We start from the raw sequence: 23,737 nt of genomic DNA, 5'->3' as shown, positions 1-23,737 counted from the left end.
TCACCGGCTGACTTCTCAGAACTTCAGCGGGACGACCTTTCGCACGCCGTCGAGTTCGCACAGCGTCTTGACCACTTGCGCGGAGACGTCGCCATCGACCGCGACCAGGGCGGCGGCGTCGCCGCGGGCCTTGCGGCGGCCGAGGTTGAAGGTGGCGATGTTGATTCCGGCTTCGCCCAGCGCGGTGCCGAGCTTGCCGATGAAGCCGGGCGCGTCGGTGTTGACGATGTAGATCATCGAGCCGTCGAGTTCGGCCTCCAGCTCGACCCCGAACAGGTCGACGAGACGCGGGGCGCTGTTGCCGAACAGGGTGCCGGCGACGCGGCGGGCGCCCTTGCTGGTGACGACCTCGACCGCGACGAGCGTGTGGTAATCGCCTTCGCGCTCGTGGCGGACTTCCTTGACCGCAAGGCCGCGTTCCTTGGCGAGGACCGGCGCGTTGACCATGTTCACGCTCTGCGAATAGGTGCCCATCAGCCCGGCGAGCACGGCGCCCGCGATCGGCTTGATATTGAGCTGCGCGGCGGCGCCCTCGACTTCGATCGCGACCGACTGGATGTCCTCGCCGACGACCTGCCCGACCAGCTTCCCGAGCTTTTCGGCGAGCGCCATGTAAGGCTTCAGCCGCGGCGCTTCCTCGGCCGAAAGCGAGGGCATGTTGATCGCGTTGGTGACGCCGCCGAGCAGGAGGTAATCGCTCATCTGCTCCGCGACCTGGATCGCGACGTTGACCTGCGCCTCGCTGGTCGACGCGCCGAGGTGCGGTGTCGAGATGAAGCCCGGGGTGCCGAACAAGGGCGAATCCCTGGCGGGCTCGGTCTCGAACACGTCGAGCGCTGCGCCCGCGACATGCCCCGAATCGAGCGCGTCCTTGAGCGCCGCCTCGTCGATCAGGCCGCCGCGCGCGCAATTGACGATGCGCACGCCGGGCTTGGTCTTGGCGAGCGCCTCGCGGCCGAGGATGCCGCGCGTCTGGTCGGTCAGCGGGGTGTGGAGCGTAATGAAATCGGCGCGGCGGAGCAGCTCGTCGAGCTCGACCTTTTCGACGCCCATGTCGATCGCACGTTCGGGCGTGAGGAAGGGATCGAAGGCGACGACCTTCATCTTCAGGCCGAGCGCGCGCGCGGCGACGATCGAGCCGATGTTGCCCGCGCCGATCAGGCCGAGCGTCTTGCCGGTGACCTCGACCCCCATGAAGCGGTTCTTTTCCCACTTGCCCGCCTGCGTCGAGGCGTCGGCCTCGGGCAGCTGGCGCGCGAGCGCGAAGATTAGCGCGATGGCGTGTTCGGCGGTGGTGATCGAGTTGCCGAAGGGGGTGTTCATCACGACGACGCCGCGCTGGGTCGCCGCAGGGATGTCGATGTTGTCGACGCCGATCCCGGCCCGGCCGACGACCTTGAGGTTGGTCGCGGCGTCGAGGATCGCGCTGGTCACCTTGGTCGAGGATCGGATGGCGAGGCCGTCATAGTCGCCGACGATGGCGGCAAGCTGTTCGGGGGTCTGGCCGGTGATCTCGTCGACGTGGATCCCGCGCTCGCGGAAGATGGCCGCGGCCTTGGGGTCCATGGCGTCGGAAATGAGGACTTTGACGGTCATTATTGGTTCGCTCCAAGCTCAGCACAGGCCCAGTCGAGCCACGGCCCGAGGGCCTCAATATCGGCGGTGTCGACGGTCGCGCCGCACCAGATGCGAAGCCCCGGCGGGGCGTCGCGATAGCCAGCGATGTCGAAGGCGGCGCCTTCGGCCTCAAGCAACTTGGCGAAGCGCTTGATCGCGTCGGCATCGGCGCCGTCGACGGTCAGGCAGACGCTGGTCTTCGAGCGGCTGGCGGGGTCGGCGGCGAGATGGCCGAGCCAGTCGCGCTCCGCAACGATGCGGTCGAGCGCGGCGGCGTTGGCGGCGGTGCGCGCGATCATGCCATGGAGGCCGCCGACCGACTTCGCCCATTCAAGCGCGGCGATCGCGTCTTCGACCGCGAGCATCGAAGGCGTGTTGATCGTCTCGCCGGTGAAGATGCCCTCGATCAGCTTGCCCTTGGCGGTGAGGCGGAAGAGCTTGGGCAGCGGGCGGTCGGGAGCGAAACTTTCGAGCCGTTCGACCGCGCGCGGGCCGAGGATCAGGACGCCGTGCGCGCCTTCGCCGCCGAGCGCCTTTTGCCAGCTGAACGTCGCGACATCGATCTTCGCCCAGTCGATATCGTAGGCGAACACCGCGCTGGTCGCGTCGGCGAAGGACAGGCCTTCGCGGTCCTCGGCGATCCAGTTCGCGTCGGGGACGCGCACGCCCGAGGTGGTGCCATTCCAAGTAAACAGGACGTCGCTCGACCAGTCGACCTGCGACAGGTCGGGCAGGTCGCCATAATCGGCGCGGATGACGGTGGGGTCGAGCTTGAGCTGCTTGACCGCGTCGGTGACCCAGCCTTCGCCGAAGCTTTCCCAGGCCAGCGTGGTGACGGGGCGCTCGCCAAGCATCGTCCACATCGCCATTTCGAACGCGCCGGTGTCGGATCCCGGCACGATCCCGATTCGATGCGTGTCGGGAAGCGCGAGCATCTCGCGCATCAGGTCGATGCAAGATTGGAGGCGCTTCTTGCCAAGCGCGCTTCGATGCGACCGACCGAGAACGTCGGTGGCAAGCGCGGCGGCGGCCCAGCCGGGAGGCTTGGCACAGGGCCCGGACGAAAAATGCGGCCGCGCGGGACGGGTCGTTGGCTTCAACATGTAGACTCTCCTCACAGAGAGCTCGCGCCGCGTTGGGACGGCGTGGCCCGCCGCTGGCTCTAGCCGAGTGGCGGGCATAGTGAAACCGCTCACTCGGTCGAAAAAGGTGAAGGATTCGCGGGCGGGAAACCGCCATTCCTTATTAATTTCGCGCTAAACGGATAACCTATCGCAAGGTTTGGCCTCATTTCGTCGTGGTCGATGGACGGTTCATCCTGTCGGGAGGAACATTAGGTTGAATTGATTAACCAGTCCGGGTCAGTTTCAGCCTGTCGATGAGCGAGGGCAATCGCTGATCGGCAACGCCGGGGCTGGGGAGCTCCATGACCGAAGAGATTTCAGGCCGAGCGCGGCAACGCGCTCGTTGAAGGCCTTAGGGAGCGTGTACCAACAATGACGCAATCGACCAACGCGATGACCGGGCTGATCCGCAGTCGCGACCTGTTCGTGCATGACGGAAGCCACCTGCGCCGTCTGCGTCTGTCGGTTCCCGCCCAGCTGGCGATGCTGGCGGCGATGATCATGCTGCTCGGCTGGTCGGCCTATTCGACCGCGCAGATGATCGCGCAGCCTGCCCCGTCGGGCGACTTTACCAAGCTGGCGGCCGCGACCGAGCTTCGCGCCCGCCAGATCGAGCAGCGCCAGGCGATCCTCGCCGCGATGCTCGCCGGTGACGATGTCGATGTCGCCGCGCTCCCCGAGACCACTGCCCTTGCAACGCTCCCCGCCGAACTCGCCGGCCCGCTGGCCCGCGTCGAAGATGCCACCGCCAGCCAAGCCGCTGCCACCGCCCGCGCTCTCGACGAGCGCTATGCCGCCGCCGCCGCGGAAATGAAGCGCCTTGGCGTGTCGGTCCCGGCGCAGGGCGGCCCGTTCGAGCCGCTCGGCAAGGGCGATGCCACCTTCAAGCAGCTTTTCTCGAGCTGGAAGAAGCTCGACAACCTCGCCGACAGCGCGATCGCGGTTCCGTCGGACAAGCCGGTCCGCACCGCCAACTTCACCTCGGGCTACGGCATTCGCAACGACCCGTTCCGCGGCGCCGCCGCCAAGCATGCCGGCATCGACCTTGCCGCGCCGCTGGGCACCCCGATTTACGCCACCGCCGACGGCGTCGTGACCACCTCGGAATATAACAGCGGCGGCTACGGCAACCTCATCAAGCTGGACCACGGCCGCGGCATCGAAACGCGCTACGGTCACCTTTCGTCGATGGCGGTTCGTTCGGGCCAGCGCGTCACTCGCGGCCAGATGATCGGCCGCATGGGCTCGACCGGCCGCTCGACCGGCAGCCACCTTCACTACGAAGTCCGCATCGACGGCCGCGCGGTCAACCCGATCCCCTTCATGAAGTCGAACGACTATCTGCTCGCGATGCAGCGCAAGGGCGGCGGAACGCATTCGATGGACGCGGTCGCCCTGGGCGGGCCGAAGCGCTGATCGACAGCATCGGCGCCCAATCGGCGCCGCGCTTGTTGTCACGGGGCCGAAAGCCTACATCGCGCTCGTGACCTCCATTACCTTGTCCCCCAGCGCCGCGAAGCGCGTTGCCTTCATCGCCGATCGCCAGGGGAAGCCCGCGATCCTGCGCCTGTCGGTCGACGGCGGCGGCTGTGCCGGCTTCTCCTACAAGTTCGAAATGGGCGAGATCGCCGAGGACGACACGCAGGCCCAGACCGACGGCGTGACGCTGGTGGTCGATCCGGTCAGCCTCGACCTGCTCGATGGCAGCGAGGTCGATTATGTCGAGGATCTCGGCGGATCGGCGTTTAAGGTGACCAATCCCAACGCGGCCTCGGGCTGCGGCTGCGGGTCGAGCTTTTCGATCTAGTCCTGCGCGGCTAGGGGTGGGCGATGAAACTCGTCACCTTCAACATCAACGGAATCCGCGCGCGCCTGCCGCGGCTGCTCGAATATCTGGCGCGTGAGGCGCCCGACATCGCCTGCCTGCAGGAACTGAAATGCGCTGACGAGTCGCTGCCGATCGGGGATATCGAGGCGGCGGGCTATCACGCCGTGTGGCACGGGCAGAAGGGCTTCAACGGGGTCGCGATCCTGTCGAAGGGGGAGCAGCCGATCCTGCGCCGCGTCGGCCTGCCGGGCGATCCCGACGACAGCCACAGTCGCTACATCGAGGCGGAGGCGCACAGCATCGTCGTGGCGTCGATCTATTTGCCCAACGGCAATCCGATCGGGACCGAAAAGTTCGATTACAAGCTGCGCTGGATGGAGCGGCTCGAAGCGCACGCGCGCGAGCTACTCGCGGCGGAGCGGCCGACGGTGCTGGCGGGCGACTACAACGTCATTCCCGAGGACCGCGATACCTTTTCGCGCCGGGCAATGGCGGGCGACGCGCTGTTCCAGCCGGAGAGCCAGGGGGCATTCCGGCGGCTGGTCAACCAGGGCTGGACGGATGCGCTGCGTGCGCTTCACCCGACCGAAGAGAAGCTGTTCACCTTCTGGGATTACCAAGCGGGCGCGTGGCAGCGCGACGCGGGCTTCCGGATCGACCATCTGCTGTGCTCGCCGCAGGCCGCGGATCGGCTGAGGCATGCGTCGGTGCACAAGTGGGCGCGGGGCGAGGAAAAGGCCTCCGACCACGCGCCGGTTGGGATCGAGCTGGCCTAGAGGTCGCGCTCAAAGATTCGATAGGTGTGATTGATCTTGGCGCCGGGTAACTCGGCAATCGACATCATCCCCTGATTGTCCTCGAGGATCCAGCCGAACTCACCGTGCGTGACACCATAAGTGCCGACGCAGGCGCGGCGGGTATGTTCGATCAGCATGAAGGCGAGCTGCCCTGCGAGGCGGGTGCCGTGGAGCTTCTTCGCGACGCCCATCAGGGGCACGCGGACCCGCGCGACGCGCGGGCGTCGAAGGCGCCACAACAGCTTTGCCCAGCCGAACGGGAACAGGCTGCCGTTCAAGTCGCGGATCATCTCGTTGACGTCGGGGATGGTCATCATGAACGCGACCGGCTCGCCGTCCACCTCGGCAATGCGGACGAGGTCCTCGTAGATGATCGGCCGGAATTTCTTGCCGGCGTAGGCGATCTCGGCGTCGGTGAGCGGGACGAAGCCCCAATTTTCGGACCAGGCGTCGTTGAGCAAGTGCAGGATGATCGCGGCTTCGGCATCGAAGTTGGACTTGTCGACCGGGCGAATGCGGATTCGCGGATTGCGCTCGCCCGACTGGATCAACCGGTCGATCAGCGGCGCCATGCCGGGGCGGATGTCGACCTCGTACGTGTGGAGGTCCTTGGCCTTGGCGTAGCCTGCGGCCTCGATCCAGGCGCGATATTCGGGGCGGTGATGACCCATCATCACCATCGGCGATTGGTCGAAGCCTTCGATCAACAGGCCGGGCTCGTCCCAAATGCTGATCGATATGGGGCCGAGCGCGTGGACCATGCGCTGCCCACGAAGCCAGTCCTCCGCGGTCGCGATGAGGGCCGCCGCAGCCTCGTCGTCGAGCGCCTCGAACATACCCCACTGGCCGGTGCCGGCCTGCATATGCTCCTGCACCAGATCGTCGACCTGCGCGCTGATCCGGCCGACGATGCGGCCATCGCGCTCCGCCAGGAACAGCGCGGCGCGGCCATGGCCGAACCACGGGTTCTTCTTCGCGTCGAGCAGGCCATGGACCTCGTCCTTAAGTGGCGGAACCCAGGCGGGATCGTCGCGATAGACTTCCCACGCGAAGTCGACGAATGCCTTGCGGTCGGCGCGCGAGTCGATCTGGCGGACGGTGAGGGGACTGCTCATTCACGCAGGGCTAGCGGGGGCGGAATGGCTTGTCACGGCGGGTTCAGACCGGCCGCGCTACCCGGCACGCGCCATGAAGGCGCCATAGTCTGCCTTCAATCGGGCGTCCTGACTTCCTATCTTGGGAAAATGATGAACATTGCCAGCCGCTTGAGTTCCGAGACCCTCGACGCGCCGAACACCTCGGCGCCGGCGCGCGCGGTTGCGCGTGGCGACGGGGTTGTTCGAAGCGATGATCGGGCGATGATCCGCGCCGCCGCCAACCTGACGCGTGATCTCAACGCGCCGTCGGACCGCATCTATTGGGCCGACCTGCTGGCGTCGGTGGCGATCGGCTATGGCGCGCTGGCGGTGGCGATGACCGCAGGATCCTGGCTGGTGACGATCGTCGCAGGGATCGTCGCAGTGCTGGCGCTGTACCGCGCGGGCAGTTTCATCCACGAACTGACCCACATCAACCGCGGCGCGCTACCGGGGTTCAAGCTGGGCTGGAATTTGCTCGTCGGCATTCCGCTGCTGGTGCCGTCGTTCCTGTATGAGGGTGTGCATAACCTTCACCACGCCAAGATCCGCTATGGCACGGTCGAAGATCCCGAATATCTTCCGCTCGCGCTGATGAAGCCGTGGACGCTGCCGCTGTTCGTGGTCGCGGCCGCGCTGGCGCCCGTCGCGCTGCTGTTCCGCTTCGCGGTGCTGTCGCCCCTGTCGCTGCTTAGCCCCAAGCTGCGTGCGATGGTCGTCAGCCGCTACTCGGGTCTGCAGATCAATCCGCTGTTCCGTCGCAAGCCGCCCGAAGGCGATCTGAAGCGCCAGTGGGCGTGGCAGGAGGCCGCGACGTCGGTCTGGTCGATCGCGCTGCTGGCGATGGTGTTCACGGGCGTCATCCCGCTTGGCGCCTTCCTGATTTTCCTCGCGGTCGCGTCGGGCGTGATGCTGCTCAACCAGGTGCGGACGTTGGTCGCGCATCTGTGGGAGAATGAGGGCGAGGCGATGAGCGTGACCGAGCAATATCTCGACAGCGTCAACGTGCCGCCGCCGGGGATCGTCGCCGAACTGTGGGCGCCGGTCGGGCTTCGCTACCACGCGCTGCATCACCTGTTGCCGGGCCTGCCCTATCACGCGCTGGGCGAGGCGCATCGCCGCCTGTGCGACAGCCTTGAGCCAGAATCGGCCTATCACGCTTCTTCGCATCGCGGGCTTTGGCCGCTGGTCGGTCGCCTTGCCGCCAGCACGTGGCGGGGCAAGGCGGCCTGACATAGCCATGCGCGGCAGTCCCCCGGACTGCCTGCGCTTGATAGCCATGCTCGGCAGTCCCCCGGACTGCCTGCGCGTGGCTATTCTTCCTGTCTGATCAGGACGAGTTCGCCGATCAGCAGGAACAGGAAGAACGGCGCCCAGGCGGCGAGGAACGGCGGGTAGGCGCCGATGTTGCCGAGCGCGATGCTGAAATTGTCGGCGACGAAATAGGTGAAGCCGAGCGCCATGCCGACCACGGCGCGCAGCAGCACCTGACCCGACCGCGCCAGCCCGAACGCGGCAGTGGCGGCGAGCAGCGGCATCAGCAGCGTCGACAGCGGTCCCGACAGCTTGTGCCACCATCCGGTTCGCGCTTCTTCCGATGGTCGACCTGCAGCCTCAAGCTCGTCGATCGATTGGCGCAGCGACAGGAAGTCGCGCTCGCCCGGCACCACCTTGGCCAGTGTGAAGCGCGTCGGTTCGACGCCCCGCATACCGATCTGGCGCGGCTGGCGCGTGATCAGGTTCATGTTGGCGTCGTAGGTCGCGACGTCCTTCAGTTCCCATCCGCCGGGCACCTGGTCGGCGCGCTTGACGTCCATCACCCGCTGCAGCGCGCCGTTGGTGCGTTGGTAGATGGTGACGTTCTCGAGGTGCGTGTTCGCCCCGCGACCGCCGATGTGGCGCGCGCGGATCAAGTCGTCGCCGTCGCGAATCCAGACGTTCGACAGGATGCCGCTTTCGGGCGGAATGGGACGATAGTCGGCGCTGTCCCACGCGTTGATCATCCGCTGCGATCGGACGACCACCGTTTCGTTGAAGACGAACAGGATCGCGGCCACGGCGAGGCTGGCGACGATCATCGGCGCCAGGATCTGGTGAGCCGATAGCCCCGCGGCCTTCATCGACACGACCTCGCTATGCTGGTTGAGCCCGGCGAAGGCGATCAGCGCGCCGAGTAGCACCGAGAAGGGCAGGAAGCGCGAAATGAGGATCGGCACGCGCAGCGAGACGTAGTGCCACAGCTCGGCCTGGCCATTGCCGGGAACGCCGAGAATCTTCCCCGATTCCCCGAGCAGGTCGAGCGCCATCAGCACGAGGACGAGCAGCACCAGCACCGCGAGGCTGCGCGTCAGGAACAGCCGCGCGGCGTAGAGCGCGAGTTGCCGCGAGGGCATGAAGTCGAGGTTGATCACTGCGCCGGCTCCGCTTCGAGCCGTTCATAGCGGCGGCGCGGGATGATCCGCTTGATCCACTTGCCGAGCTTCGCGAACGCGGCTTCGAGCGCGCCGATCGGCTGGCCTCCCGGGCGCGAGGAAATGACGTGGTACATCCACGCGATCAACGCCGCGAAGGCAAGGAAGGGCAGCCATAGCGCCAACTCCGGGATCAGCCGCCCCTGGCTGCCCGCATCCTCTGCGTATTGATTGATCTTGTGATAGGTCACGACCATCACGATGCCGATGAAGATGCCGAGCGAACTGCTGCTTCGCTTGGGCGGGACCGCGAGCGCGACCGCGAGCATCGGCAGCATCAGCATCATCGCCACCTCGACCAATCGGAAATGCAGGTTGGCGCGTGCGTCCTGTCGGTCGTCGGCCGAAATCTGCGTCGATCCATAGGCGTTGCGCGCAATCTCGGGCAGCGTCAGTTCCTGCTGGTCGTTGCCGCGACCGCGGAAGGGATCGACCGAGGGCAGGTTGATCGGAAGGTCGTAGCTGGTGAAGCTGAGCGAGCGGGGGTTGGGCACGTCCGCCGGCTGCTGGACGAGGCGGCCCCGCTTGAGGCGGAAGATGATCGTCTCGGGATCGTCGGTCGACAGGAATTCGCCCTCGGCCGCGGTCGCCGACACGCGCATCCCCGAGCGGTCGTCTAGTGCGGTGAAAATGCCGAGCAGGCGCTTGCCGCCTTCTTCGCTGCGGTCGATGCGAAGCGTCATCCGGCCGAACTGGTTGAATTCGCCGACCTTGATCGCCGCGCCGAGCGCGCCCGAGCGAAGGTCGAAGCGCAAGCCTTCGTAGCGGTAGCGGGCATAGGGATCGAGCCAGCCGACGATGGCGATATTCGCCAGCATCGCGACTGCAGTGAACATGTAGGGCACGCGTAGCAGGCGACCGTAGCCGATCCCGACTCCGCGCAGCGCGTCGAGCTCGGACGCCAGCGCAAGCTTCCGGAAGGCGAGAAGGATGCCCATCAGCAGACCGATCGGGATCCCGAGCGAGAAATATTCGGGCAGGAGGTTGGCGAGCATCCGCCACACCACGCTGACCGGACCGCCCGCGGTGATGACGAAGTCGAACAGCCGCAGCATCTTCTCCAGCACCAGCAGCATCGCCGCCAGCACCAGCGTGCCGATCAGTGGGACCGTGATATTCCGAGCGAGGTAGCGGTCGAACAACGCCACGTATGTGCCTTCTTTCCTTACCGCCGCACCATGATTTGGCCGCAAAGCAGGCCGAACACGAAGTGAGCGCACATGCCTATAGCGAATTGGTCGGCCACTTCATGTCAAAAACTAAGGCCCTGCTGATCGATCCCGTCGCCGTTTCGGCGATGTCGGCGGCGCGCCCGGTGGCGGCGAACGAATGTGCACCGCCGACGCGCGCGCGAATCGCGCTGCTCAGCAATCCCAAGTCGACCGGCAATATCGCCCAGCTTCCGCGCATTCGCGCCTTTTGCGCCGAACACCCCGACGTCTTTCACTACGAGGTCGAGGCCGCGGACCAGATCGGCGAAGCGATGCGAACCATTGCGCGAATCAAGCCGACCGTGCTGGCGATCAACGGTGGCGACGGGACCGTGCAGGCCGCGCTGACCGAGCTTCACAACGGCGACCATTTTGCGGACGGGCTTCCCCCGGTCGCGGTGCTGCCGAGCGGAAAGACCAACCTCATCGCGCTCGACCTTGGCGCGCAGGGCGATCCGGTCGATGCGCTCCGGCGCCTGATCGATCTCGCGCGTGCCGACCTTGCGCCGCACCTTGTCGCGCGCGAGTTGATCGCGCTGTCGGGGGGTGAGGGCGGGAGCAAGCCGGTGATCGGCATGTTCCTCGGCGGTGCCGGCCTTGCCGACGTCATGATGTACTGCCGCGAGCGGATCTACCCGCTTGGGCTTCCTAACGGCATTTCGCACGTCATCACCGGTTTTGCGGTGCTGCTGCGCCAGGTGTTCGGCTGGCGCGCAAGTTTCCTTCCGCCCGATCCCAGCGAGCTCAGCATTTCGGTGCGGCGCGAGGGTGCGATCACCGGGCGCTTCGCCTTGCTGTTCGTGACCACGCTGGAGAAGCTACTGCTGTCGAGCGAGTTCGGGTCGAACGGGAAGGGCGCGCTGAAGTTCGTCGCGGTCGAGCAGCGACCGGTGTCGCTACTGCGCGCCTTCGCCGCCAGCCTGGGCGGCCGGCTCGGCCGGACCAAGATGCGCGGCGTCCATGTCGAGGAAGCCGACGAGATCGCAATCGAGGGTGATCGCAGCCAAGTGATTCTGGACGGCGAGACGTTCCGCGCGGGGCTGGGCATGCCGATCCTGCTGCGTCCGGCGACGCCGCTGTCGTTCGTGCGCATCGCCGCCTGAGCCAGGCCATGACGCAAATGCTACGCGACCTCGTCGAGCAGGAGCTCGGCCAGCCGGTCGATCCCAAGGTCAGCGCGATGGCGGAAGCGATCGCCGCCCGGCACGGCGAAGCCAGCCGGGCGGTGCTGTTCTACGGGTCGTGCCTTCGCGAAAAGCAGCTCGACGGGCTGATGCTCGATTTCTACCTGATCGTGTCAGACTATCGCGCCGCCTACGACAAGCGCTGGCTGGCGCGCGCCAATGCGCTGATCCCGCCCAACGTCTTTCCGTTCGAGCATGACGGGCTGATGTCCAAATATGCGGTGCTGAGCGAAGCCGACTTCCATCGCCTCAACGGACCGGAAACGCGCAGCGTTTCGGTGTGGGCGCGCTTCGCGCAACCGTCGCGGCTGGTGTGGGCGAGGGACGAGGCGGCGCGCGATCGGGCGATCGACGCTGTGTCGCGTGCGGCGCCGACGCTGCTTGGCGCGGCGCAGCCGTTCGGGCGCGGCGGCGACGAGCTCGACCCGTGGCGGCAGGCCTTTTCGCTGACCTATTCGGCGGAGCTTCGCGCCGAGCGCAAGTCGCGGTCGGGGTCGATCGTCGATACCGACCGCGAACGTTATCGCCGCTTCCTCGCCCCCGCGATGGCGGCGATCGAGACGGCGCCGCGCGCCAGCTGGCGGCGGCGGCGGATCGAGGGAAAATTCTGGTCTGTGGCGCGCCTTGCCAAGGCCAGCGCGACCTATGCCGGCGGGGCGGAATATATCGTGTGGAAGATCAATCGCCACGCAGGCACGAACTTCGAACTGAGCGAGTGGCAGAAGCGCCACCCCCTGATGGCGGCGGTCAGCCTGCTGCCCCGGCTCTTGCGCTCGGGGGCGATTCGATAGGCCGATTGGCAAGTGCGTTGGCGACCGAGGTCGCGAGCGTACTGACCGTGAACGGCTTGCGAAGCAGGTCGTAGCCGACGAGGTCGTCGCCTTCGCCTTCGCCGACATAGCCGGTCACGAACAGCACTGCGACGTCGCTGCGCCGTGCCTTGATCTCGCGGATCATCTCCGGCCCGGTCATCTCGGGCATAATCACGTCGGAGATGACGAGGTCGAATTCCATGCTGTCGAACAGGGCCAGCGCCTCGCCCCCGCCCGAGCAGGCGATCGGATCGTAGCCAAGGTCCTCGAGCGCGCCAACGGTCGCAGTGCGAACGCGCGGATCGTCCTCGACCAGCAGGATGCGCGCGCCTGCAACGGTGAGGTCCTCGTCGGCGCGGGCCTGAGCGGCGGGATGCAGGCGGACGTTGCTTGGCGCGGCGGCTTCGGTGCGGGGCAGGTAGATCGACACGATGGTGCCCTTGCCGACGATACTTTTGATGCCAACCTCGCCGCCCGACTGGTGCGCGAAGCCGAACAGTTGCGACAGGCCAAGGCCGGTGCCCTTGCCGACCTCCTTGGTGGTGAAAAACGGCTCAAAGGCGCGTTCGAGCACTTCCGGGGACATTCCGCAGCCAGTGTCGGCCACCTCGATCGCCAGATAGTCACCCGGGCGAATGTCGCCGACCGCGTTGGAGGCGAGCGTGACGTTGCGCGTGACAATGGTCATCGTGCCGGTGCCGTCCATTGCATCGCGCGCGTTGACGGCCAGGTTGAGGATCGCGTTTTCGAGCTGGTGGGAGTCGACGAATACCGGCCAGGCATCGGCGGCAAGGTCGGTCTGGACGGTGACCCGCTCACCGAGGGTGCGGTCGAGCAGGTCCTTCATCCCTTCGACGAGCGCGGTGCTTTCGACGCGTTCGGGTAGCAGCGGTTCGGACCGCGCGAAGGACAGCAGGCGGCGGGTGAGCGCGGCGGCGCGGGTCGCGCCCTCCATCGCGTTGGTGAGGTGGGTCATCACCTCGCGCCGCGGTCCGTTGAGCCGACGCCGGGCGAGGTCGATCCCGCCGACGACGACCGCCAGCATGTTGTTGAAGTCGTGCGCGATTCCGCCGGTCAATTGGCCGACCGCCTCCATCTTCTGGACCTGGCGCAGCTGTGCTTCGGCCGCCTGCCGCTCGACTGCTTCGGCTTTGAGCGCCTCGTTGGCGGTCGAAAGCTCCTGCGTGCGCTCCGCGACCGCCTGTTCGAGCAATTGCGCGCGTTCGGACTCGCTTTCGACTTCGCGGCGGATCGAGGCGTTGAGGCGCATCGCCTTGACTGCGACATAGCCCATGAAGATCGCGAACAGTCCGACGACGAGGCCGAGGAGGTTGAGATAGTCGGTCAGGCGGCTGGATTCGGCCGCGAAGAATTGTGTCTCGCGCATCTGCCGGGTGAGCGTCTCGCGCTCCGCATCGGCGATTTCGGCAAGCTTTGCGCGAAGCAATTCGCCGGTCGTCTTGGTTTCGCCCGGCGCGGCTTTCCCGAGGCTGTAATAATAGCGGAGGCCATAGTCCTTCTGGCGCCCGCCGACGACGCGAGCGGTCTGCGCGAATTCCTCGCCGCGCTTGGCGAACAGCTTTTCAAGTTCGTCGACCCGCGCGCGCTGTTCGGGATTGCCGCTGACGAGGCGGTCGAGCTGACGGACCTGCTGCCCGGCGAGACGCCATTGCGAATAATAGATGTTGCCGTTGCCCGCGACATCCTCATCGAGGACGAAGCGACCGAGCGCGGCCTCGGAGCGGGCGATGGCGGAATCGAGCGAGCGCGTCAGCAGGGTGACATCGTAAGTGTGGCGCTCGTCGCGGATCGCGCGGTCGCGGGCGCTGTTGGTCAGCGTGACCAGTACCAGCATTCCAAGCAGGACGAGCGTCGCGACGAGGCCAAGCGCTGCCGCGCCGCCACCGCGCCAGTCGAACTCTTGTTCTTCCCCCGACGTCATGGCGCTTACTCTATTCCTTCGAGTCGCCCTGCGAAACCTTAATTTGCTCCGCCGATGCAGCCGGTGGCTCGGCCCGCCGCTTCGAACATGCCGAGGATCTCGTCGACCTGCTCACTGCTATGCTCGGCGCAGAGCGAGCAACGCAGCAGGGTCATGCCCGCGGGGGTGGCCGGGGGACGTGCGAGATTGACGTAAAGTCCTTCGTTCAGAAGCGCTTCCCACATCGCCGCGCCCTTTTCGAGGTCGGGCATGATGACCGCGATGATCGCCGACTGCGGGGTGTCGGTGCCAAGCGTGAAGCCGAGTGCCTTCAGACCCGCGTGAAGCTTGCGCGAATTTTCCCAAAGGTGCGCGCGCTTGTCGGCGCCGTGCATCAGCTTGCGGATCGAGGTCGCGGCGGTGGCGACCACCGAGGGCGGGAGCGACGCGGTGAACACATAGGGGCGGCACACCAGTCGCAGAATCTCGAACTTGGGATGGTTCGACACGCAGAAGCCGCCGACGGTGCCGACCGACTTGGAAAAGGTGCCGATGATGAAGTCGACGTCGTCAATGATGCCCTGCGCCTCGGCGACGCCGCGGCCGTTCTCGCCGATGAAGCCCATCGAGTGCGCCTCGTCGACCAGCACCATCGCGCCTGCCGCTTTCGAGACGGCGACCATTTCCTTCAACGGCGCGATGTCGCCGAGCATCGAGTAGACGCCTTCGAGGACGACGAGACATCCGGCGCCCTCGGGAATGCGCTTCAGCCTTTTCTCGAGTGCCTCGACGTCATTGTGGCGGAAGGGGACGACGTTGGCGTTGCCCAGCGCGCAGCCGTCGTAGATCGACGCGTGGCTGTCGATGTCGAGGACGATGTAATCGTCCTTGCCCGCGATCGTCGAAATGATGCCGAGATTAGCTTGGTATCCGGTCGAAAAGACCATCGCATGGTCCATCGCGTAGAAGTCGCACAGCGCGGCTTCGCATTCCTTGTGGCCCTGGTAGGTGCCGTTGAGGACGCGGCTGCCGGTGGTGCCTGACCCATATTCGTCGAGCGCCTTCTTGCCCGCCGCGATGACGTCGGGGTCGAAGGTCATGCCCATGTAATTGTAGGTGCCGAGCAGGATCGTGCGCTTGCCGTTGCAGATCGCGACGGTGGGCGAGACGACCTCTTCCATCACCAGGTTGAAAGGATCGGTCAGCCCGGTCGACAGGAGCGAGCGGCGCGTTTCGATCAGCGGATCGAACTTGGAGAAAAGGTCGGTCAAATCAGGCGGCCTTCAGCGTCTCGACCGCGTCGACCAGCTGCCCGACATTCTCGATTTCCGCCTGCTGATTCATGGTGATCAGGATGTCGAATTCGTCCTCGATCGTCGCCACGAAATCGAGCACGGTCAGGCTGTCCCATTCCAGGTCCTGCGCGAACCGCGTGTCGTCGGTGACGGCGACGCCCTTCTTGTTGAAGGGTTCGATCAGGGCTTTCACCCGTGCGCTGGTTTCGGCTTTGTCGGTCATGGTTTCGTCCTAGGCTGCTTGGGGCGGCTTTCGCAATCGAATGGGGCGAAGGCAAGGCGTCAGAGCCAGCCGGCCTCTCGATACCAGCGCGCGGTGGCGGCGAGTCCGTCGGCGGTCGTGACCTTTGCGCGCCACAGGGTGGCCGGCGCGGCGCGCGCGGCGTCGACCACCCAGTCGGGGTGGCTGAAGTAAGCGGCGCGGTCGGGGGTGAGCTTGGCGCGGGTGCCGCGAAGCAGCTTGTCGATCCGCGCGGCGAAGTGAAGGAGGGGGCTAGGCGCGGCGATGGTCGCGACCTTGGCCCGCCCGACCGCGGTACAGAGCGCTTGGGCAAATTCCTGATGGGTCCAACCGCCAACGCGTCCGTCGTCGGGCTCGATCAGCAGTTCGTGCGGCGCAGCCGGGTCGGCGAGGGCGAGGAGCAGGTCGGCGAGATCGTCGACGTGGATTAGCGATAGACGACCCGCGGGGGGCAGCAGCACTACGCCGCGCTTCGCCATCCGGAACAGGTCGAGCGTCTCGCGGTCGCCCGGACCATAGACTGCCGGCGGACGAACGATCGCGGTCGACAGCGGCGCGGCTTCGACGAGTTTTTCCGAGCGCGCCTTGCTCGCGCCGTAGAGCGACAGGCCGGGCTCGCGCGCGGCGAGCGAACTCACGTGGACGAAGCGTCCGACGCCTGCGCTGCGGGCCGCGTCGAGCATGGCGGCAGTGCCGGCGACGTTGCCTGCGTCGAAACCGGCCTCGTCAGGCGCATTGAGGACGCCCGCGACGTGGATGGCCGCGTCGGCTCCTTCGGCAAGGCGGGCGAGCGCGGGCGTGTCGTCTAGCGCGCCGTCGATCCAGGTGACGCGCTCTCGCGGAGGCTGGGAGCGCCGGGTCAGCGCGGCGACGTGATGCCCGGCAGCGAGGGCGCGGTCGAGCAGGTGCGATCCGACGAACCCGGTCGCGCCGGTGACCGCCAACCTCATACCGGCGACCAAGGTCCTTCGGGGACTTCGGCGGCTGCTTCGGCCTTCTTCTCGGCGATCTGCGCGGACAGCGCGTCGAGCACGGCTTCGAGCCCGATCTCGCCCGCCGCGCTCAGCGCGAAGACCTCGTGGCCGCTGGCTTCTTCCAACTCGGCCGAGAGCGCCGCGATCAATTCCTCGTCGATCGTGTCGACCTTGTTGAGCGCGACCACGACCGGCTTATCGGCGAGACCTTCGCCGTAATTCTGCAGCTCGTCGCGGACGATGCGGTAGCTGGTCGCCACGTCCTCGTCATTGGCATCGACCAGATGAAGCAGCGTCTGGCAGCGTTCGATGTGGCCAAGGAATCGATCGCCAATGCCGGCGCCCTCGGCGGCGCCTTCGATCAGGCCGGGGATATCGGCAACCACGAACTCGCGGCCCTGGTGGCTGACGACGCCGAGCTGCGGGCGGAGCGTGGTGAAGGCGTAAGCACCGACCTTGGCGCCCGCGTTCGACACGGCGTTGATGAAGGTCGACTTGCCCGCGTTGGGAAGCCCGACGAGGCCAACGTCGGCGAGCAGCTTGAGCCGCAGCCAGACGTACATTTCCTCCGATGGCCAGCCGGTGCCGTGCTGACGCGGGGAGCGGTTGGTCGACGTCTTGTAGCTGGCGTTGCCGCGGCCGCCGTCGCCACCCTTCAGGAAGTGGATCCGCTGGCCTTCCTCGGTGAAATCGGCGAGCAGCGTACGCTCTTCGTCGTCGGCGAGGATCTGCGTGCCGACCGGGACCTTGATGACCAGATCCTTGCCGCCCGCGCCGGTCATGTTGCTGCCGGCGCCGCCCTTGCCGCGGGGCGCGCGGAAGTGCTGCGTGTAGCGGAAGTCGATCAGCGTGTTGAGGCCGGGCACGGCTTCGAACACGATGTCGCCGCCCTTGCCGCCCTGGCCGCCGTCGGGTCCGCCATATTCGATATACTTTTCGCGGCGAAAGCTGACCGCGCCGGGTCCGCCTGCGCCCGAGCGAATGAAGATCTTGGCCTGGTCGAGAAAATGCATGGCGCAGCCCTTAGCGCCAAATGTGGCAATTGCGTAGCGGTGCGTCGCTTAAGGGGTGGGCTGGCCGATGACGCGGCGGCCGGCAAGGACCGCGATAACCTGCTGCACCGCGATATCGCGCGCGGCCGAACGCGGCAGGCCGCAGGCGCGTGCGACCTCGCTACCCGCCAGGCTGTCGCCGATCGCGAGCAGAACGAGGCCAAGCGTCGCCTGATCGAGCGGGCGCTGTTCGCCGGGCTCGCTGATGTCGACGATGACCTGCGCGATCGCGTCGACCACCGGCTGAAGCGCCTCACGCTGACGGGTGAGGACGACCCACGCCATCAATTCCCCGACATTTTCGGCGACGAAGGCGTCGAACATCCCTTCGACCACGTCGCGGAGGCGCGCCTCGCCGCGACGCATCCGCCCGATCGACCCGGTGATCGACGCGGCGACCGAGCGCGCGATTTCCTCGGCCAGCGCGCGGTGGAGTTCCGCCACCGACCCGAAATGATGGAGCAGGTTGGCGTGCGTCCGCCCGATCCGCGCGGCGACCGATTTCAACGTGATTGCCGCTACCCCTTCCTCGCGCAGCAGGTCGCGCGCCGCCGCAACCGCAGCCGCGCGGCTTTGGTCGGGGGTCAGCCGTTTACGATTCATCAAGCTTATTGACATTTATGTCAGCAATCACGATCATGGGGATCGAACGTTTCTTGGAGCGATATGATGAGCGTCGCAAGTGTCACCCCCGCCGACCTGACCATCGTGCCCCGCGATCGCCGCTTCGGCCGCGAAGAGGCGACGCCGCGCTGGTGGCACGGCGGCAACCCCTACGCGAGCGCACTCTACAACGCGCTGTCGTCGACATTCCCTTTAGGTGAGGCCTTTTTCGTCGAGAGCGTGCGGCAATTCCGCGACGGCGCCGACGAGAAGCTGGCCGAAGACATCCGCAACTTCACCACGCAGGAAGTCGTCCACAGCCGCGAGCATCTGGCGTTCAACCGCCGCGCGGCCGATGCCGGCTACGATCTCAGCAAGCTGGAGGCGAAGGTCGAGGAGCGCTTGGCACTGACCAAGTCGCGCCCGCCGATCGCCAGCCTCGCCGCGACGATGGCGCTCGAGCATTATACCGCGATCCTTGCGCACGAACTGCTTGCCGACCCGCGCCATCTGGAAGGGGCCGATCCTGCCACCGCCGAGCTGTGGCGCTGGCATGCGAGCGAGGAGATCGAGCATAAGGGCGTCGCCTACGACACCTGGCTGCACGCCACCCGTGCGTGGCCGCGCTCCAAGCGCTGGAACGTCAAGGCGAAGGTGATGCTCTACATCACCCGCAATTTCGTTGTTGACCGGACCGCGGGTGCGCTCGAACTGCTTCGCCAGGACGGGATCACCGGGCCCAAGGCGTGGGCGAAGCTGATCTGGTACATGTGGATCAACCCCGGCATGATGCGGAAGATTATCGGCGCCTGGGCGGCCTTCTTCCTGCCTGGCTTCCACCCGTGGAACGAGGACGATCGCGACCTCATCCGCGAGTATGAGGCGAGCGCCGGCACCACCTACGACAGCGCAAAAAAGGTCCGGCGCGCGGCCTGAGCCGCGGCCGAACCGTATTCTTCAGGCGGCGATCGCCTCGACGTTGCCGCGACTCGCGAGCGACAGCCGATAGATGCGCGACGGTGCTTCGGCGTCGCGCGCGCAGCTGTAGCGATCGACCGTCAGGCCGGTGGGGCGGAAGCCGAGCTTTTCGAGCACGCGCCCTGACGCCGGATTGTCGACAAAGTGCGATGCCTCGAGCCGCGACAGCCTGAGCGTGCGCGCGATCTCGATCAGCGCGGTGCAGGCCTCGGTTGCATAGCCGTTGCCCCAGTGCGGACGTGCGATCCAATAGCCCAGTTCGACCGCGCCCGACGGGCGGCGGGCCAGCCCGCAGGAACCAACCAGGGTCGGAGCGCCGTCGGTGCGCGCCGTCACCAGGAAGGTCGGCAACACCGGATCGCGCGGAAGCGACAGGAAGGTCTGGGCGTCGGCCAGGTCATAGGGCCATGGCGCGGTCGCGAGGTTGCGGACGATTCGCTCGTCGGCAATTCCCGCCGCCAGCGCAGGCGCATCTTCGGCCCAGCCGGGCCTCAACAGCAATCGTTCGGTACGGGCGAACATGGTTTCGTCCTTCTCCCCTTCCCGGCGCGGTTAGGCGCCGGGTGTTTCAGTTTCGGGAGAAGAATGAGACGCAAACAAAAAGGGAGGAGAGGGGGCTTCCCTCTTCTCCCTTTTCGAAACCTTTGCGGGTCTCGCTTTGGGCTGCCCCCTCCCGGGAGCGGCCCTTTAACGACCGATCCCGCCTATTCCGCCGCCTCCGGCATAATCGACTCGACGTGGACGTATTTGCGGCCTTGGCGGCCGTCGCGAAACGCGACACGTCCGTCGGTAAGCGCAAAAAGGGTGTGATCCTTGCCCAGGCCGACGTTCGTCCCCGGGTACCAGCGCGTGCCGCGCTGACGCACGATGATGTTGCCGGCGCGAACCGCTTCGCTGCCGAACTTCTTCACGCCAAGGCGCTTGGCTTCCGAATCGCGGCCGTTACGCGACGAGCCGCCTGCTTTCTTATGTGCCATGGTTACTTCTTCTCAGCGTTAGCGGCGGCCTTGGGGGCTGCCTTCTTCGCCGCCGCCTTAGCAGGTGCAGCATCCTTTGTCGACGCCGCCTTGGCGACCTCGGGCTTCGCGGTGTCGGCCTTGGCAGGCTTTTCGGCCGCGTCGGCCTTCTTTTCGGCCTTCTTGCCGCCGATCGACACGATCTTCAGGATCGTGTGCTGCTGGCGGTGACCCGCCTTGCGGCGATAGTTGTGCCGGCGGCGCTTCTTGAAGACGGTGACCTTGTCGCCCTTCGCCTGTGCGACGATTTCGGCCGCGACGGTCAGGCCAGCGGTCGACTTCAGGTCCGACCCTTCGCCGGCCAGCAGGACGTCGGTCAGGTCGATGCTGTCACCGGCCTCACCAGCCAGTTTCTCGACGACGATCTTGTCTCCGGGGGCAACGCGATACTGCTTGCCACCCGTGCGCACGATAGCGAACATGGGCCTTATCACTTTCCGTAAAACTTGACCGCGAGAGGGTATGGTGTCGCCTTGACCCAAGGCCTTCGCGCGGGAAAGGCTGCCGCCTATGGGAGCGGCGCGGACGTGTCAACCGCCGATGAGGACACAGTCACTGTTGCGAGAGAGTGACAGACGGTCCGCGAACGTCTTCCTTCTTCCACCGGACAGTTGCAAGCCCGAACCGAAAATGTCCTCCTTCGCTTTCTGGACGAGGGGGCCGCCAGCGATGCCGGCGGGCTCGTCACGAAATGGGGGTTTGTCATGACCGTAGCTTATCGTTCGATACTGCTTGCTGGCCTGTCCACCTTTGCGCTGGCGATGCCCGCCAAGGCGCAGGTCGCTTCGCCGCCGCCCACCACCTCGGCCGAAACCACGCCGACCGAACAGACCATCATCGTGACCGGCACGCGCCGCAGCGACCGCACCGTCGCCGATAGTCCGGTGCCGATCGACGTCATCGGCAGCGACGCCATCACCAACACCGGCGCGACCGAGACCAACAAGATCCTCAACCAGCTGGTGCCGTCGTTCAACTTCCCGCAGCCCTCGATCGCCGACGGGTCGGACGCGCTTCGCCCAGCGACGCTGCGCGGGCTAAGCCCCGACCAGACGCTGGTCCTGATCAACGGCAAGCGCCGCCATCTGTCGGCGCTGCTCAACATCAACGGCACCGTCGGACGCGGCAGCGCGGCAGTCGACCTCAACCTGATTCCCGGCCTGTCGATCGACCGAATCGAAGTGCTTCGCGACGGCGCCTCGTCGCAATACGGGTCGGACGCCATCGCGGGCGTCATCAACATCCAGCTGAAACGCGCCAACCGCGGCGGCCGCGCCAGCGTGACCTACGGCAAATATTACACCACCGTCGACAATGTCCGCGACATCAGCGGCCTCCAGCTGAGCCCGACCGGCCAACCGCAGCTCGACCCCGCCGACACCCGTTATTTTCTGGCGGACAGCGACGGCGACCGTAAGGCGCGCGACGGCGCGCAGCTGACCGCCGGCGTCAACCTCGGCCTGCCGGTCGGGACGCGCGGTTTCGTCAACGGCACCTTCGAGTTCCGCGATCGCAACGACACGAATCGCTCGGGCTACGACCTTCGCCCCAACTACAACCGGCCGACCGCCGCGTTCGATTCGCGCGAGGTCAGCTTCGACCGCCTCAATTTCCGCTTCGGCGACCCCAACACTCGCGACTACAACGTCATCGTCAACGCGGGTTACGACCTGACCGAGGTGTTCGAGCTTTATGCCTTCGGATCCTACGGCCACCGCCGGTCGGAGAGCGCGGCCAATTATCGCCAGCAGAACGCTGCGACCAATCGCGATTTCTCGACGATCGCGCCCAATCAGACGCCCAATGCCGGAAACTTCGTTCCGCTGACGCCCGACGGCTTCCTGCCGCTGATCGATACGACGCTGAAGGACTACGCCCTGACCGGCGGCGTTCGCGGCGACGTTGCGGGCTGGAAGGCCGACCTGTCGCTGGGGACGGGCCACAACAAGTTCGACTATCAGATCAACGACACGCTCAACACGTCGTTCGGTCCGCAGAGCCAGAGTTCGTTCGACGCGGGCGGGCTTCGCTATGGCCAGGTCGTCGCCAACCTCGATTTCTCGAACACCTTTGCGATCGGGCTGTTCAAGCCGCTGTCGGTCGCGGTCGGCGCCGAGTATCGGCACGAGAATTTTAAGATCCGCCCGGGCGAGTTGCAGTCCTATGCGATCGGGCCGTTTTTCCGCCCGTCGGTCGCGACCACCGCCGCCAACTGCACCACGCAGCAGGGCGTCTATAACGGCACGACCGGCATCTGCAGCTTCCCCGGTCGCACCGCCGCCGCGGGTGCGCAGGGATTCCCGGGTATTCCCGACACCAGCCGCACCGACGAAAGCCGGCACAGTTATGCCGCTTATGCCGAACTCGACGTCGACCCGATCGAGGGACTGACGACGACGCTGGCCGGGCGGTACGAACGCTTCTCCGACTTCGGATCGACGTGGAACGGCAAGTTTGCTGCGCGCTTCGAGCCGGTGGCGGGCTATGCCATTCGCGGGTCGATCTCGAACGGCTTCCGCGCGCCGTCGCTTCACCAGCAGTTCTTCACTACCACCTCGACCAACTTCATCGGCGGCGTGCCGGTCGATATTTCGACCGTCGCGGTCGACAGTCCGGTTGCGCAGGCACTGGGGTCGCGGCCGCTGAAACCCGAAAAGTCGGTGAACATCAGCCTTGGCGCGACCGCCAATCCGATGCGCGGGCTGACGCTGACCGCCGACATCTACAAGATCAGCATAGACGACCGCATCGTCCTGACCGAAAACCTCGGTGCGGCGGGCAGCGGCACGGCGGCACAGAACACCGCAGTGAAGGCCATCCTCGACGCCAATGGTTTCCAGAGTGTCGGCGCCGCGCGCTTCTTCATCAACGGCCTCGACACGACCACCAAGGGAATCGACGTGGTTGCCGCCTATCGCTTCGGCACGGCGGATCTCGGACGGTGGACGCTGACTGCGGCCTATAATTACAACAAGACCAAGATCGACAAGCGCCTCAACGCCCTCGGGCCGCTGGCGACGATCCCGGGCCTGGTGCTGTTTGGCCGGGTCGAGGGCATTCGCTTCACCGACGGCCAACCACGCGACAAGGTCGTGCTCAGCGCCGACGGCGACATCGGCAACTTCGGCGTCACCGCGCGCACGACGCGCTACGGCAAGGTTGTGTCGCCGGGCGCCGTCAACCCGATCAGCGATCCGACCAGCCTGACCGCGCTTGGGCCCGATGATATCAAGCTTGGCCGGAAATGGATCACCGACCTCGAAGGCCGCTACAAGATCGGCAAGATCGAACTCGCTGTAGGCGCGAACAATCTGTTCGATATCTATCCCGACCGCTCGCCGTTCGGGCCGCGTCCGGCTTCGGTCGGCGGGGTCTATCCAGCCAACCAGATCTATATTCCCTATTCGATCTTCTCGCCGTTCGGCTTCAACGGCCGCTTCCTATATGGACGGGCCTCGATCGACTTCTGAGGGCAAG

The 23,737-nt window shown here is 66.1% G+C and carries 22 protein-coding genes; 8 read left to right on the top strand and 14 right to left on the bottom strand.

The features are described from left to right. Window positions 1-15: 15 nt before the first annotated feature. Complete coding sequence (serA, locus tag SH584_RS05470; RefSeq protein WP_324809192.1) at window positions 16-1,596, bottom strand: phosphoglycerate dehydrogenase; 1,581 nt, start codon at window positions 1,594-1,596, stop codon at window positions 16-18. After that, on the bottom strand, window positions 1,596-2,720 hold the full coding sequence (locus SH584_RS05465) for a phosphoserine transaminase (protein WP_324809189.1): 1,125 nt from the start codon (window positions 2,718-2,720) through the stop codon (window positions 1,596-1,598). Before SH584_RS05465 ends, serA begins: the two co-directional genes overlap by 1 nt. A 393-nt stretch (window positions 2,721-3,113) precedes the next feature. On the opposite strand from SH584_RS05465, the gene SH584_RS05460 reads away from it, so the two are divergent. The 3 genes from SH584_RS05460 (at window position 3,114) to xth (ending at window position 5,345) form a co-directional block, all read left to right on the top strand. Beyond that, on the top strand, window positions 3,114-4,157 hold the full coding sequence (locus SH584_RS05460; RefSeq protein ID WP_324809187.1) for a M23 family metallopeptidase: 1,044 nt from the start codon (window positions 3,114-3,116) through the stop codon (window positions 4,155-4,157). A gap of 67 nt (window positions 4,158-4,224) precedes the next feature. Beyond that, window positions 4,225-4,548 carry an iron-sulfur cluster insertion protein ErpA gene (gene erpA / locus SH584_RS05455; RefSeq protein WP_416385155.1) on the top strand — a complete coding sequence of 108 codons (324 nt, stop codon included), beginning with the start codon at window positions 4,225-4,227 and terminating at the stop codon, window positions 4,546-4,548. A 23-nt stretch (window positions 4,549-4,571) separates the two neighbouring features. Then, complete coding sequence (xth, locus tag SH584_RS05450) at window positions 4,572-5,345, top strand: exodeoxyribonuclease III (RefSeq protein WP_324809185.1); 774 nt, start codon at window positions 4,572-4,574, stop codon at window positions 5,343-5,345. Here the strand turns inward: xth and SH584_RS05445 are convergent. Next, window positions 5,342-6,481, bottom strand: coding sequence for an N-acetyltransferase (locus SH584_RS05445; RefSeq protein WP_324809183.1), 1,140 nt, complete (start codon window positions 6,479-6,481; stop codon window positions 5,342-5,344). The genes xth and SH584_RS05445 overlap by 4 nt on opposite strands. A 132-nt stretch (window positions 6,482-6,613) precedes the next feature. On the opposite strand from SH584_RS05445, the gene SH584_RS05440 reads away from it, so the two are divergent. Further along, complete coding sequence (locus SH584_RS05440; RefSeq protein ID WP_416385154.1) at window positions 6,614-7,735, top strand: fatty acid desaturase family protein; 1,122 nt, start codon at window positions 6,614-6,616, stop codon at window positions 7,733-7,735. A gap of 80 nt (window positions 7,736-7,815) precedes the next feature. Here the strand turns inward: SH584_RS05440 and lptG are convergent, their stop codons facing one another. After that, window positions 7,816-8,910, bottom strand: coding sequence for an LPS export ABC transporter permease LptG (gene lptG, locus SH584_RS05435; RefSeq protein WP_324809485.1), 1,095 nt, complete (start codon window positions 8,908-8,910; stop codon window positions 7,816-7,818). Then, on the bottom strand, window positions 8,910-10,121 hold the full coding sequence (locus SH584_RS05430; RefSeq protein WP_322842193.1) for an LptF/LptG family permease: 1,212 nt from the start codon (window positions 10,119-10,121) through the stop codon (window positions 8,910-8,912). The genes lptG and SH584_RS05430 overlap by 1 nt, the downstream gene beginning before the upstream one ends. Window positions 10,122-10,270: 149 nt before the next feature. On the opposite strand from SH584_RS05430, the gene SH584_RS05425 reads away from it, so the two are divergent. Further along, on the top strand, window positions 10,271-11,287 hold the full coding sequence (locus SH584_RS05425) for a diacylglycerol/lipid kinase family protein (RefSeq protein WP_324809484.1): 1,017 nt from the start codon (window positions 10,271-10,273) through the stop codon (window positions 11,285-11,287). An 8-nt stretch (window positions 11,288-11,295) separates the two neighbouring features. Next, window positions 11,296-12,159 (top strand): hypothetical protein, encoded by an 864-nt coding sequence (locus SH584_RS05420; protein WP_324809178.1) that lies wholly within the window; start codon window positions 11,296-11,298, stop codon window positions 12,157-12,159. Here SH584_RS05420 and SH584_RS05415 read toward each other — a convergent pair. From SH584_RS05415 to SH584_RS05390, 6 genes are read right to left on the bottom strand one after another with little or no spacing between them, the layout of a single operon-like run. Further along, window positions 12,116-14,122 (bottom strand): ATP-binding protein, encoded by a 2,007-nt coding sequence (locus tag SH584_RS05415; RefSeq protein WP_324809177.1) that lies wholly within the window; start codon window positions 14,120-14,122, stop codon window positions 12,116-12,118. The genes SH584_RS05420 and SH584_RS05415 overlap by 44 nt on opposite strands. Window positions 14,123-14,160: 38 nt before the next feature. Continuing rightward, window positions 14,161-15,372 (bottom strand): serine palmitoyltransferase, encoded by a 1,212-nt coding sequence (gene spt / locus SH584_RS05410; protein WP_324809176.1) that lies wholly within the window; start codon window positions 15,370-15,372, stop codon window positions 14,161-14,163. Between the two features lies 1 nt (window position 15,373). After that, entirely contained in the window at window positions 15,374-15,619 is a 246-nt protein-coding gene (locus SH584_RS05405) for an acyl carrier protein (protein ID WP_324809174.1), read from the bottom strand. A 59-nt stretch (window positions 15,620-15,678) separates the two neighbouring features. Beyond that, window positions 15,679-16,587 (bottom strand): NAD-dependent epimerase/dehydratase family protein, encoded by a 909-nt coding sequence (locus SH584_RS05400; RefSeq protein WP_324809172.1) that lies wholly within the window; start codon window positions 16,585-16,587, stop codon window positions 15,679-15,681. Then, on the bottom strand, window positions 16,584-17,624 hold the full coding sequence (obgE, locus tag SH584_RS05395) for a GTPase ObgE (RefSeq protein WP_324809170.1): 1,041 nt from the start codon (window positions 17,622-17,624) through the stop codon (window positions 16,584-16,586). Before obgE ends, SH584_RS05400 begins: the two co-directional genes overlap by 4 nt. 48 nt (window positions 17,625-17,672) lie before the next feature. After that, window positions 17,673-18,266 (bottom strand): TetR/AcrR family transcriptional regulator, encoded by a 594-nt coding sequence (locus SH584_RS05390; RefSeq protein ID WP_322842200.1) that lies wholly within the window; start codon window positions 18,264-18,266, stop codon window positions 17,673-17,675. A gap of 66 nt (window positions 18,267-18,332) precedes the next feature. On the opposite strand from SH584_RS05390, the gene SH584_RS05385 reads away from it, so the two are divergent. Next, entirely contained in the window at window positions 18,333-19,202 is an 870-nt protein-coding gene (locus tag SH584_RS05385) for a metal-dependent hydrolase (RefSeq protein WP_324809167.1), read from the top strand. A 21-nt stretch (window positions 19,203-19,223) separates the two neighbouring features. Here the strand turns inward: SH584_RS05385 and SH584_RS05380 are convergent, their stop codons facing one another. The 3 genes from SH584_RS05380 to rplU form a co-directional block, all read right to left on the bottom strand. Then, window positions 19,224-19,766 (bottom strand): GNAT family N-acetyltransferase, encoded by a 543-nt coding sequence (locus SH584_RS05380; protein ID WP_324809165.1) that lies wholly within the window; start codon window positions 19,764-19,766, stop codon window positions 19,224-19,226. Between the two features lie 182 nt (window positions 19,767-19,948). Beyond that, entirely contained in the window at window positions 19,949-20,221 is a 273-nt protein-coding gene (gene rpmA, locus SH584_RS05375; protein WP_322842203.1) for a 50S ribosomal protein L27, read from the bottom strand. A 2-nt stretch (window positions 20,222-20,223) separates the two neighbouring features. Further along, window positions 20,224-20,682 (bottom strand): 50S ribosomal protein L21, encoded by a 459-nt coding sequence (gene rplU, locus SH584_RS05370; RefSeq protein ID WP_322842204.1) that lies wholly within the window; start codon window positions 20,680-20,682, stop codon window positions 20,224-20,226. A 282-nt stretch (window positions 20,683-20,964) separates the two neighbouring features. On the opposite strand from rplU, the gene SH584_RS05365 reads away from it, so the two are divergent. After that, entirely contained in the window at window positions 20,965-23,730 is a 2,766-nt protein-coding gene (locus SH584_RS05365) for a TonB-dependent receptor plug domain-containing protein (protein WP_324809162.1), read from the top strand. Window positions 23,731-23,737: the final 7 nt, after the last annotated feature.

This window comes from Sphingomonas sp. LY29 (genome assembly GCF_035593985.1).
Classification (GTDB): Bacteria; Pseudomonadota; Alphaproteobacteria; order Sphingomonadales; family Sphingomonadaceae; genus Sphingomicrobium.
Note: the sequence above shows the minus strand (reverse complement) of the source record. Positions and strands in the feature narration are given on the sequence as shown.